Source organism: Enterobacter sp. 302C9, assembly GCF_034106085.1.
Classification (GTDB): domain Bacteria; phylum Pseudomonadota; class Gammaproteobacteria; order Enterobacterales; family Enterobacteriaceae; genus Enterobacter; species Enterobacter asburiae_B.
In genome coordinates this window covers 15,843-26,302 of record NZ_JAWNBW010000019.1, presented here as the reverse complement: position 1 = coordinate 26,302, position 10,460 = coordinate 15,843, and the positions used below count along the sequence as shown (strand labels likewise).

At 50.1% G+C, this 10,460-nt stretch carries 22 protein-coding genes and 1 pseudogene; 22 read left to right on the top strand and 1 reads right to left on the bottom strand.

Annotated elements, in window-relative coordinates:
• From tuf to bfr, 3 genes and pseudogenes are all read left to right on the top strand, one after another.
• Positions 1–157 (top strand): annotated as a pseudogene (gene tuf / locus UR289_RS21615) (elongation factor Tu); the annotation flags it as partial.
• A 178-nt stretch (positions 158–335) separates the two neighbouring features.
• Complete coding sequence (gene bfd / locus UR289_RS21610; RefSeq protein ID WP_008503493.1) at positions 336–530, top strand: bacterioferritin-associated ferredoxin; 195 nt, start codon at positions 336–338, stop codon at positions 528–530.
• Between the two features lie 72 nt (positions 531–602).
• Positions 603–1,079: a bacterioferritin gene (bfr, locus tag UR289_RS21605; protein WP_008503492.1), complete on the top strand. Its 477-nt coding sequence runs from the start codon at positions 603–605 to the stop codon at positions 1,077–1,079.
• Here the strand turns inward: bfr and UR289_RS21600 are convergent.
• Complete coding sequence (locus UR289_RS21600; protein ID WP_320711570.1) at positions 1,063–1,536, bottom strand: A24 family peptidase; 474 nt, start codon at positions 1,534–1,536, stop codon at positions 1,063–1,065. The two genes, bfr and UR289_RS21600, sit on opposite strands and share 17 nt — an antisense overlap.
• A 380-nt stretch (positions 1,537–1,916) precedes the next feature.
• Here UR289_RS21600 and rpsJ point away from each other — a divergent pair, with 380 nt between their 5' ends.
• The 19 genes from rpsJ (at position 1,917) to rpsE (ending at position 10,457) form a co-directional block, all read left to right on the top strand.
• Positions 1,917–2,228: a 30S ribosomal protein S10 gene (rpsJ, locus tag UR289_RS21595; protein WP_001181005.1), complete on the top strand. Its 312-nt coding sequence runs from the start codon at positions 1,917–1,919 to the stop codon at positions 2,226–2,228.
• A 32-nt stretch (positions 2,229–2,260) separates the two neighbouring features.
• Complete coding sequence (gene rplC / locus UR289_RS21590) at positions 2,261–2,890, top strand: 50S ribosomal protein L3 (protein ID WP_006178923.1); 630 nt, start codon at positions 2,261–2,263, stop codon at positions 2,888–2,890.
• A 10-nt stretch (positions 2,891–2,900) separates the two neighbouring features.
• The gene (gene rplD, locus UR289_RS21585; RefSeq protein WP_000424395.1) at positions 2,901–3,506 is read left to right on the top strand and encodes a 50S ribosomal protein L4; all 606 of its coding nucleotides are present in this window, start codon (positions 2,901–2,903) and stop codon (positions 3,504–3,506) included.
• Positions 3,503–3,805: a 50S ribosomal protein L23 gene (rplW, locus tag UR289_RS21580; protein ID WP_000617546.1), complete on the top strand. Its 303-nt coding sequence runs from the start codon at positions 3,503–3,505 to the stop codon at positions 3,803–3,805. The genes rplD and rplW overlap by 4 nt, the downstream gene beginning before the upstream one ends.
• 17 nt (positions 3,806–3,822) lie before the next feature.
• Positions 3,823–4,644, top strand: a complete 822-nt coding sequence (gene rplB, locus UR289_RS21575; RefSeq protein ID WP_000301859.1) for a 50S ribosomal protein L2 — start codon at positions 3,823–3,825, stop codon at positions 4,642–4,644.
• A 16-nt stretch (positions 4,645–4,660) separates the two neighbouring features.
• Complete coding sequence (gene rpsS, locus UR289_RS21570; protein WP_001138117.1) at positions 4,661–4,939, top strand: 30S ribosomal protein S19; 279 nt, start codon at positions 4,661–4,663, stop codon at positions 4,937–4,939.
• A gap of 14 nt (positions 4,940–4,953) precedes the next feature.
• On the top strand, positions 4,954–5,286 hold the full coding sequence (rplV, locus tag UR289_RS21565) for a 50S ribosomal protein L22 (protein ID WP_002919773.1): 333 nt from the start codon (positions 4,954–4,956) through the stop codon (positions 5,284–5,286).
• 17 nt (positions 5,287–5,303) lie between these two features.
• On the top strand, positions 5,304–6,005 hold the full coding sequence (rpsC, locus tag UR289_RS21560; RefSeq protein ID WP_000529945.1) for a 30S ribosomal protein S3: 702 nt from the start codon (positions 5,304–5,306) through the stop codon (positions 6,003–6,005).
• Positions 6,006–6,017: 12 nt separating this feature from the next.
• On the top strand, positions 6,018–6,428 hold the full coding sequence (gene rplP, locus UR289_RS21555) for a 50S ribosomal protein L16 (RefSeq protein ID WP_002919759.1): 411 nt from the start codon (positions 6,018–6,020) through the stop codon (positions 6,426–6,428).
• Positions 6,428–6,619, top strand: coding sequence for a 50S ribosomal protein L29 (rpmC, locus tag UR289_RS21550; protein ID WP_003863282.1), 192 nt, complete (start codon positions 6,428–6,430; stop codon positions 6,617–6,619). The genes rplP and rpmC overlap by 1 nt, the downstream gene beginning before the upstream one ends.
• The gene (rpsQ, locus tag UR289_RS21545; RefSeq protein WP_008503489.1) at positions 6,619–6,873 is read left to right on the top strand and encodes a 30S ribosomal protein S17; all 255 of its coding nucleotides are present in this window, start codon (positions 6,619–6,621) and stop codon (positions 6,871–6,873) included. Before rpmC ends, rpsQ begins: the two co-directional genes overlap by 1 nt.
• Positions 6,874–7,039: 166 nt before the next feature.
• Complete coding sequence (gene rplN / locus UR289_RS21540; RefSeq protein ID WP_002919748.1) at positions 7,040–7,411, top strand: 50S ribosomal protein L14; 372 nt, start codon at positions 7,040–7,042, stop codon at positions 7,409–7,411.
• 10 nt (positions 7,412–7,421) lie between these two features.
• Entirely contained in the window at positions 7,422–7,736 is a 315-nt protein-coding gene (rplX, locus tag UR289_RS21535) for a 50S ribosomal protein L24 (protein ID WP_003863287.1), read from the top strand.
• A gap of 14 nt (positions 7,737–7,750) precedes the next feature.
• On the top strand, positions 7,751–8,290 hold the full coding sequence (rplE, locus tag UR289_RS21530) for a 50S ribosomal protein L5 (RefSeq protein WP_103780723.1): 540 nt from the start codon (positions 7,751–7,753) through the stop codon (positions 8,288–8,290).
• A gap of 14 nt (positions 8,291–8,304) precedes the next feature.
• The gene (gene rpsN / locus UR289_RS21525) at positions 8,305–8,610 is read left to right on the top strand and encodes a 30S ribosomal protein S14 (protein WP_003863291.1); all 306 of its coding nucleotides are present in this window, start codon (positions 8,305–8,307) and stop codon (positions 8,608–8,610) included.
• A 30-nt stretch (positions 8,611–8,640) separates the two neighbouring features.
• Positions 8,641–9,033, top strand: a complete 393-nt coding sequence (rpsH, locus tag UR289_RS21520; protein WP_006178918.1) for a 30S ribosomal protein S8 — start codon at positions 8,641–8,643, stop codon at positions 9,031–9,033.
• Positions 9,034–9,045: 12 nt separating this feature from the next.
• Positions 9,046–9,579 carry a 50S ribosomal protein L6 gene (gene rplF, locus UR289_RS21515; protein ID WP_003863296.1) on the top strand — a complete coding sequence of 178 codons (534 nt, stop codon included), beginning with the start codon at positions 9,046–9,048 and terminating at the stop codon, positions 9,577–9,579.
• A gap of 9 nt (positions 9,580–9,588) precedes the next feature.
• Positions 9,589–9,942: a 50S ribosomal protein L18 gene (rplR, locus tag UR289_RS21510; RefSeq protein ID WP_003863297.1), complete on the top strand. Its 354-nt coding sequence runs from the start codon at positions 9,589–9,591 to the stop codon at positions 9,940–9,942.
• A 14-nt stretch (positions 9,943–9,956) separates the two neighbouring features.
• Entirely contained in the window at positions 9,957–10,457 is a 501-nt protein-coding gene (rpsE, locus tag UR289_RS21505) for a 30S ribosomal protein S5 (RefSeq protein WP_003863299.1), read from the top strand.
• Positions 10,458–10,460 lie beyond the last annotated feature (3 nt).

Genomic DNA, 10,460 nt, shown 5'->3' with positions numbered 1-10,460 from the left:
ACTGCCAGAAGGCGTTGAGATGGTAATGCCAGGCGACAACATCAAGATGGTTGTGACTCTGATCCACCCAATCGCGATGGACGACGGTCTGCGTTTCGCAATCCGTGAAGGCGGCCGTACCGTTGGCGCGGGCGTTGTTGCTAAAGTTCTGGGCTAATTAATTATCCCCGAATAAAAAAAGGACGCTTCGGCGTCCTTTTTTGTTTTCTGCCGCTCAGTTACTGTCACAAATTTCGCATTTTTTGCCTGCTCCCGCCCCGTATTGTGGCGTTTGTGCTATTGTAATCATAACCATTCTCACTTACACTTTGCGCATAATTTGAACGGGAGTCTCTATGTACGTTTGTTTATGTAATGGTGTAAGCGACAAGAAAATACGTCAGGCCGTTCGCCAGTTTCAGCCTCAGTCATTTCAGCAACTACGCAAATTTGTTCCGGTGGGAAATCAATGCGGTAAATGTGTACGTGCTGCGCGAGAGATCATGCAGGACGAATTGATGCAGATCCCGGAATACAAAGAGATCGCGTAAGCGCCCATCTTTTTTTTGACATCCCTGTAGCCCGATCTACGCTTCAATGAGTGGAAGCGGAGGGACTATATAATGAAAGGTGATGTTAAAATCATAAGTTATCTCAATAAATTATTGGGAAATGAGCTTGTCGCAATTAACCAGTACTTTCTTCACGCGAGAATGTTCAAAAACTGGGGGCTTAAACGTCTGAACGACGTTGAGTACCATGAATCGATCGATGAAATGAAGCACGCTGATAAATATATCGAGCGTATTTTATTCCTTGAAGGTATTCCAAACCTGCAGGATCTCGGAAAGCTGGGCATCGGAGAAGATGTCGAAGAGATGCTGCGTTCCGACCTCAGGCTGGAACTTGAAGGTGCCAAAGATCTCCGTGAAGCCATTGCCTATGCCGACAGCGTACATGACTACGTCAGTCGCGATATGATGATCCAGATCCTGGCCGATGAAGAAGGCCATATTGACTGGCTGGAAACGGAGCTGGATCTGATTGCTAAAATCGGTCTGCAGAACTACCTTCAGTCGCAGATTAAAGTGGAAGAGTAACCACCGTCTTCCAGCCTACGCATAAACCCGCTGCTGCCAGAAATGGCCCAAAAGGCAGTGGGTTTTTTAATGCTCCCTTATCGCCGGTGAGTAACGAAAACACAAGAATGCTAAGTAGCGCCATAAGCGCAGCGAGTAACGCCAGTGTAGGCAGCATGCACCAGCCATGCCACGCGCCAAGCGCCGCCAGGTATTTTACATCGCCGTATCCCATCCCTTCACGCCGGCAGATAAACCGATATCCCCAGTAAATAACGGCAAAGCCGACATATCCAGCCATCGCTCCCACCACTGCACTCGACAGAAAATCAGGTTGGACACAGAGCTGAAAGAGCAGGCCCGCCCATAGCAACGGGCAGAGAAATTTATCAGGAAGCAGTCCGCAGCGAATATCTGCACGGACGAGAAAGGCAGTCAGCGAAAAATAGACCAGCAAAAAGGGGAGGGTGGTTAACATGGAAAAGGCCTCAAAAGGGTTTGAGCGCATCCTCGCTATAATCGACCTGGTCGGCAATCTATAAAAACGACACTTGCGTAGGGGCTCGAGACAAAGCCTTGAGAAGGGATACATTGCGTAAAAAGTTGCGCGCCCATACGCATACTGCGCCTCTGGCGCTTAATTTCTAAACGGCACTTGCGTCTTGTCCAGATTTACGTATAATGCGCGGGCTTGTCGTAATTGACGGCGGGTTCAATCAGAACCAGAGTAGCTCATTTTGTTACTCAACAATGCTCCCAATTGGGGAGCTACGTAAGAACGGTTACACTCTCCCATCAATCGTAATGGGTTTGAGGAGTAATCATTTTCGTTTATAAAATAATTGGAGCTCTGGTCTCATGCAGAACCAAAGAATCCGTATCCGCCTTAAAGCGTTTGATCATCGTCTGATCGATCAATCAACCGCGGAAATCGTCGAGACTGCTAAGCGCACTGGTGCGCAAGTCCGTGGTCCGATCCCGCTGCCGACCCGCAAAGAGCGCTTCACCGTTCTGATCTCTCCGCACGTCAACAAAGACGCGCGTGATCAGTACGAAATCCGCACTCACAAGCGTCTGGTTGACATCGTTGAGCCAACTGAGAAAACCGTTGATGCTCTGATGCGTCTGGATCTGGCTGCCGGTGTAGACGTGCAGATCAGCCTGGGTTAATCAGGTCATCGAGCGATTGAGAGGTTGATACAATGATTGGTTTAGTCGGTAAAAAAGTGGGCATGACCCGCATCTTCACTGAAGATGGCGTTTCAATCCCAGTAACCGTAATCGAAGTTGAAGCAAACCGCGTTACCCAGGTTAAAGATCTGGCTAACGATGGCTACCGCGCTGTTCAGGTGACCACTGGTGCTAAAAAAGCTAACCGTGTAACCAAACCAGAAGCGGGTCACTTCGCTAAAGCTGGCGTAGAAGCTGGCCGTGGTCTGTGGGAATTCCGTCTTGCTGAAGGCGAAGAGTTCACCGTAGGTCAGGACATTAGCGTTGAGCTGTTTGCTGACGTTAAAAAAGTTGACGTAACCGGTACCTCTAAAGGTAAAGGTTTTGCTGGTACCGTTAAGCGCTGGAACTTCCGTACCCAGGACGCAACCCACGGTAACTCCTTGTCTCACCGCGTTCCGGGTTCTATCGGTCAGAACCAGACTCCGGGCAAAGTGTTCAAAGGCAAGAAAATGGCAGGTCAGCTGGGTAACGAACGTGTGACCGTTCAGAGCCTGGACGTAGTACGTGTTGACGCTGAGCGCAACCTGCTGCTGGTTAAAGGTGCAGTTCCGGGTGCAACCGGTAGCGACCTGATCGTTAAACCAGCTGTGAAGGCGTAAGGGGATAGCAATGGAATTAGTATTGAAAGACGCGCAGAGCGCGCTGACTGTTTCCGAAACTACCTTCGGTCGTGATTTCAACGAAGCGCTGGTTCACCAGGTTGTTGTTGCTTATGCAGCTGGTGCTCGTCAGGGTACTCGTGCTCAGAAGACTCGTGCTGAAGTAACTGGTTCTGGCAAAAAGCCATGGCGCCAGAAAGGTACCGGCCGTGCGCGTTCAGGTTCTATCAAGAGCCCGATCTGGCGTTCAGGTGGCGTGACCTTCGCTGCGCGTCCACAGGACCACAGTCAAAAAGTTAACAAAAAGATGTACCGCGGCGCGCTGAAAAGCATCCTGTCCGAACTGGTACGTCAGGATCGTCTGATCGTTGTCGAGAAGTTCTCTGTTGAAGCGCCTAAAACTAAGCTGCTGGCACAGAAACTGAAAGACATGGCTCTGGAAGATGTGCTGATCATCACCGGTGAGCTGGACGAGAACCTGTTCCTGGCCGCACGTAACCTGCACAAGGTTGACGTACGCGATGCGACTGGTATCGACCCGGTTAGCCTGATCGCCTTCGACAAAGTCGTAATGACTGCTGATGCTGTTAAGCAAGTTGAGGAGATGCTGGCATGATTCGTGAAGAACGTCTGCTGAAGGTGCTTCGCGCACCGCACGTTTCTGAAAAAGCGTCTACTGCGATGGAAAAAACAAACACCATCGTTCTCAAAGTTGCTAAAGACGCGACCAAAGCAGAGATCAAAGCTGCTGTGCAGAAACTGTTTGAAGTCGAAGTCGAAGTCGTTAACACCCTGGTAGTTAAAGGGAAAGTTAAACGTCACGGACAGCGTATCGGTCGTCGTAGCGACTGGAAAAAAGCTTACGTCACCCTGAAAGAAGGCCAGAATCTGGACTTCGTTGGCGGCGCTGAGTAAGTCGGAGGAGTAATACAATGGCAGTTGTTAAATGTAAACCGACATCTCCGGGTCGTCGCCACGTAGTTAAAGTGGTTAACCCTGAGCTGCACAAGGGCAAACCTTTTGCTCCGTTGCTGGAAAAAAACAGCAAATCCGGTGGTCGTAACAACAATGGCCGTATCACCACTCGTCACATCGGTGGTGGCCACAAGCAGGCTTATCGTATTGTTGACTTCAAACGCAACAAAGACGGTATCCCAGCAGTTGTTGAACGTCTTGAGTACGATCCGAACCGTTCCGCGAACATCGCTCTGGTTCTGTACAAAGACGGCGAACGCCGTTACATCCTGGCCCCTAAAGGCCTGAAAGCTGGCGACCAGATTCAGTCTGGCGTTGATGCTGCAATCAAAGCAGGCAACACCCTGCCGATGCGCAATATCCCGGTTGGTTCTACCGTTCATAACGTAGAAATGAAACCAGGTAAAGGCGGTCAGCTGGCACGTTCCGCTGGTACTTACGTTCAGATCGTTGCTCGTGATGGTGCTTATGTCACCCTGCGTCTGCGTTCTGGTGAAATGCGTAAAGTCGAAGCAGACTGCCGCGCTACTCTGGGCGAAGTTGGCAATGCTGAGCATATGCTGCGCGTTCTGGGTAAAGCAGGTGCTGCACGCTGGCGTGGTGTTCGTCCTACCGTTCGCGGTACTGCGATGAACCCAGTCGACCACCCACATGGTGGTGGTGAAGGTCGTAACTTTGGTAAGCACCCGGTAACTCCGTGGGGCGTTCAGACCAAAGGTAAGAAGACCCGCAGCAACAAGCGTACTGATAAATTTATCGTACGTCGCCGTAGCAAATAATTTTAGAGGATAAGCCATGCCACGTTCTCTCAAGAAAGGTCCTTTTATTGACCTGCACTTGCTGAAGAAGGTAGAGAAAGCGGTGGAAAGCGGAGACAAGAAGCCCCTGCGCACTTGGTCCCGTCGTTCAACGATCTTTCCTAACATGATCGGTTTGACCATCGCTGTCCATAATGGTCGTCAGCACGTTCCAGTCTTTGTTACCGACGAAATGGTTGGTCACAAACTGGGTGAATTCGCACCGACTCGTACTTATCGCGGCCACGCTGCTGATAAAAAAGCGAAGAAGAAATAAGGTAGGAGGAAGAGATGGAAACTTTAGCTCAACATCGCCATGCTCGTTCTTCTGCTCAGAAGGTTCGCCTTGTTGCTGACCTGATTCGCGGTAAGAAAGTGTCGCAGGCCCTGGACATCCTGACCTATACCAACAAGAAAGCTGCGGTATTGGTCAAGAAAGTACTGGAATCTGCCATTGCTAACGCTGAACACAACGATGGCGCTGACATCGACGATCTGAAAGTCGCGAAAATTTTCGTAGATGAAGGCCCAAGCATGAAGCGCATTATGCCGCGTGCGAAAGGTCGTGCAGATCGCATCCTGAAGCGCACCAGCCACATTACTGTGGTTGTGTCCGATCGCTGAGACTCTGGAGACTAGCAATGGGTCAGAAAGTACATCCTAATGGTATTCGCCTGGGTATTGTAAAACCATGGAACTCTACCTGGTTTGCGAACACCAAAGAATTCGCTGACAACCTGGACAGCGATTTTAAAGTACGTCAGTACCTGACTAAGGAACTGGCTAAAGCGTCTGTATCTCGTATCGTTATCGAGCGTCCAGCGAAGAGCATCCGTGTGACTATTCACACTGCTCGTCCTGGCATCGTTATCGGTAAGAAAGGCGAAGACGTAGAAAAACTGCGCAAGGTCGTAGCGGATATCGCTGGCGTTCCTGCACAGATCAATATCGCTGAAGTTCGTAAGCCTGAACTGGACGCTAAATTGGTTGCTGACAGCATCACTTCACAGCTGGAACGTCGTGTTATGTTCCGTCGTGCTATGAAGCGTGCTGTACAGAACGCAATGCGTCTGGGCGCTAAAGGTATTAAAGTTGAAGTTAGCGGCCGTCTGGGCGGCGCGGAAATCGCACGTACCGAATGGTACCGTGAAGGTCGCGTACCGCTGCACACTCTGCGTGCTGACATCGACTACAACACCTCTGAAGCGCACACCACTTACGGTGTAATCGGCGTTAAGGTATGGATCTTCAAAGGTGAGATCCTGGGTGGTATGGCTGCTGTTGAACAACCGGAAAAACCGGCTGCTCAACCTAAAAAGCAGCAGCGTAAAGGCCGTAAATAAGGAGCGTCGCTGATGTTACAACCAAAGCGTACAAAATTCCGTAAAGTGCACAAAGGCCGCAACCGTGGTCTGGCGCAGGGTACGGATGTTAGCTTCGGCACTTTCGGTCTGAAAGCTGTTGGCCGTGGTCGTCTGACTGCACGTCAGATCGAAGCAGCACGTCGTGCAATGACCCGTGCAGTTAAGCGTCAAGGTAAGATCTGGATCCGTGTATTCCCGGACAAACCGATCACCGAGAAGCCACTGGAAGTTCGTATGGGTAAAGGTAAAGGTAACGTGGAGTACTGGGTTGCCTTGATCCAACCGGGCAAAGTCCTTTATGAAATGGACGGTGTTCCGGAAGAGCTGGCCCGTGAAGCCTTCGGCCTGGCAGCAGCGAAACTGCCTATCAAAACCACCTTTGTAACTAAGACGGTGATGTAATGAAAGCAAAAGAGCTGCGTGAAAAAAGCGTTGAAGAGCTGAACGCTGAGCTGCTGAACCTGCTGCGTGAGCAGTTCAACCTGCGTATGCAGGCTGCAAGTGGCCAGCTGCAACAGACTCACCTGCTGAAGCAAGTGCGTCGCAATGTTGCACGCGTTAAGACTTTACTGACTCAGAAGGCGGGTGCGTAATGACCGATAAAATCCGTACTCTGCAAGGTCGTGTTGTTAGCGACAAAATGGAGAAATCCATTGTTGTAGCTATCGAACGTATTGTGAAACACCCGATCTACGGTAAATTCATCAAGCGTACGACCAAACTGCACGTACATGACGAGAACAACGAATGTGGTATCGGCGACAAGGTTGAAATCCGTGAATGCCGTCCACTGTCCAAGACTAAGTCCTGGACGCTGGTTCGCGTTGTAGAGAAAGCGGTTCTGTAATACAGTACGCCTTCTCAATACGAATAAACGGCTCAGCGATGAGCCGTTTATTTTTTCTACCCATATTGCAGAAGCGGTGTTATAATGCCGCGCCCTCGATATGGGGCTTTTTAACGGCTCTGATTTTAGAGTCTCAGGTAGTAGTTGACATTAGCGGAGCACTAAAATGATCCAAGAACAGACTATGCTGAACGTCGCCGACAACTCCGGTGCACGTCGCGTAATGTGTATCAAGGTTCTGGGTGGCTCGCACCGTCGCTACGCAGGCGTAGGCGACATCATCAAGATCACCATCAAGGAAGCAATTCCACGTGGTAAGGTCAAAAAAGGTGATGTGCTGAAGGCGGTAGTGGTGCGCACCAAGAAGGGTGTTCGTCGCCCTGACGGTTCTGTCATTCGCTTCGATGGTAATGCATGCGTTATTTTAAACAATAACAGCGAGCAGCCTATCGGCACGCGTATCTTTGGGCCGGTAACTCGTGAACTTCGTACTGAGAAGTTCATGAAAATTATCTCTCTGGCACCAGAAGTACTCTAAGGAGCGAATCATGGCAGCGAAAATCCGTCGTGATGACGAAGTTATCGTGTTAACCGGTAAAGATAAAGGTAAACGCGGTAAAGTAAAAAATGTTCTGTCTTCCGGCAAACTTGTCGTTGAAGGTATCAACCTGGTTAAGAAACATCAGAAGCCGGTTCCGGCCCTGAACCAACCAGGTGGCATCGTTGAAAAAGAAGCTGCTATTCAGGTTTCTAACGTTGCAATCTTCAATGCGGCTACCGGCAAGGCTGACCGTGTAGGCTTTAGATTCGAAGACGGCAAAAAAGTCCGTTTCTTCAAGTCTAACAGCGAAACTATCAAGTAATTTGGAGTAGTACGATGGCGAAACTGCATGATTACTACAAAGACGAAGTAGTTAGCAAACTCATGACTGAGTTTAACTACAATTCTGTCATGCAAGTCCCTCGGGTCGAGAAGATCACCCTGAACATGGGTGTTGGTGAAGCGATCGCTGACAAGAAACTGCTGGATAACGCAGCAGCTGACCTGACAGCAATCTCCGGTCAAAAACCGCTGATCACCAAAGCACGCAAATCTGTTGCAGGCTTCAAAATCCGTCAGGGCTATCCGATCGGCTGTAAAGTAACTCTGCGTGGCGAACGCATGTGGGAGTTCTTTGAGCGCCTGATCACTATTGCTGTTCCACGTATCCGTGACTTCCGTGGCTTGTCCGCTAAGTCATTCGACGGTCGTGGTAACTACAGCATGGGTGTCCGTGAGCAGATCATCTTCCCAGAAATCGACTACGATAAAGTCGACCGCGTGCGTGGTTTGGATATTACCATTACCACTACTGCGAAATCTGACGAAGAAGGCCGTGCTCTGCTGGCTGCCTTTGACTTCCCGTTCCGCAAGTAAGGTAGGGTTACTGAATGGCTAAGCAATCAATGAAAGCACGCGAAGTAAAGCGCGTAGCTTTAGCTGATAAATTCTTCGCTAAACGCGCTGAACTGAAAGCGATCATTTCTGATGTGAACGCTTCCGACGAAGATCGTTGGAATGCGGTTCTCAAGCTGCAGTCTCTGCCGCGTGATTCCAGCCCGTCTCGTCAGCGTAACCGCTGTCGTCAAACAGGTCGTCCACATGGTTATGTGGGCAAGTTTGGGTTGAGCCGTATCAAACTGCGTGAAGCCGCCATGCGCGGTGAAGTGCCAGGCTTGAAAAAGGCTAGCTGGTAATTACCAATTGAATCACGGGAGTAAAGACAGATGAGCATGCAAGATCCGATCGCGGATATGCTGACCCGTATCCGTAACGGTCAGGCCGCGAACAAAGTTGCGGTCACCATGCCTTCCGCCAAGCTGAAAGTGGCAATTGCCAACGTGCTGAAGGAAGAAGGTTTTATCGAAGATTTTAAAGTTGAAGGCGACACCAAGCCGGAACTGGAACTTACTCTCAAGTATTTCCAGGGTAAAGCTGTTGTAGAAAGCATTCAGCGTGTCAGCCGCCCAGGTCTGCGCATCTATAAGAAAAAAGATGAGCTGCCGAAAGTTATGGCTGGCCTTGGTATCGCAGTTGTTTCTACCTCTAAAGGTGTTATGACTGATCGTGCAGCGCGCCAGGCTGGTCTTGGTGGCGAAATTATCTGCTACGTAGCCTAATCGGAGGAAAGAATGTCTCGTGTTGCTAAAGCACCGGTCGTTATTCCTGCCGGCGTTGATGTAAAAATCGACGGTCAGGTTATTACGATCAAAGGTAAAAACGGCGAGCTGACTCGTACCCTCAACAAAGCTGTTGAAGTTAAACATGCAGATAATGCTCTGACCTTCGGTCCACGTGATGGTTTCGTGGATGGATGGGCTCAGGCTGGTACCGCGCGTGCCCTGCTGAACTCAATGGTTGTTGGTGTTACCGAAGGCTTCACTAAAAAGCTTCAGCTGGTTGGTGTAGGTTATCGTGCAGCTATCAAAGGGAATGCAGTAGGCCTGTCTCTGGGCTTCTCACACCCTGTTGAGCATCCGCTGCCGGCCGGTATCACTGCAGAATGTCCGACTCAAACTGAAATCGTGCTGAAAGGCGCTGATAAACAGCTGATCGGTCAGGTTGCAGCAGATCTGCGCGCCTACCGTCGTCCTGAGCCTTACAAAGGCAAGGGTGTTCGTTACGCCGACGAAGTCGTGCGTACCAAAGAGGCTAAGAAGAAGTAAGGTAACACTATGGATAAGAAATCTGCTCGTATCCGTCGTGCGACCCGCGCACGCCGCAAGCTCAAAGAGCTGGGTGCAACTCGCCTGGTGGTACATCGTACCCCGCGTCATATTTACGCACAGGTAATTGCACCGAACGGTTCTGAAGTTCTGGTAGCTGCTTCTACTGTAGAAAAAGCTATCTCAGAACAATTGAAGTACACCGGTAACAAAGACGCCGCTGCAGCTGTAGGTAAAGCTGTTGCTGAACGCGCTCTGGAAAAAGGCATCAGCAATGTTTCCTTTGACCGTTCCGGGTTCCAATATCATGGTCGTGTCCAGGCACTGGCAGATGCTGCCCGTGAAGCTGGCCTTCAGTTCTAAGGTAGAGGTGTAAGATGGCTCACATCGAAAAACAGGCTGGCGAACTGCAGGAAAAGCTGATCGCGGTAAACCGCGTATCTAAAACCGTTAAAGGTGGTCGTATTTTCTCCTTCACAGCTCTGACTGTAGTAGGCGATGGTAACGGTCGCGTTGGTTTTGGTTACGGTAAAGCGCGTGAAGTTCCAGCAGCGATCCAGAAAGCGATGGAAAAAGCCCGTCGCAATATGATTAACGTCGCGCTGAACAACGGTACCCTGCAACACCCAGTTAAAGGTGTTCACACGGGTTCTCGTGTATTCATGCAGCCAGCTTCAGAAGGTACCGGTATCATCGCCGGTGGTGCAATGCGCGCCGTTCTGGAAGTTGCTGGGGTTCATAACGTTCTGGCCAAAGCATATGGTTCCACCAACCCGATCAACGTGGTTCGTGCAACTATTGATGGCCTGGAAAATATGAATTCTCCAGAAATGGTCGCTGCCAAGCGTGGTAAATCCGTTGAAGAAATTCTGGGGTAATTG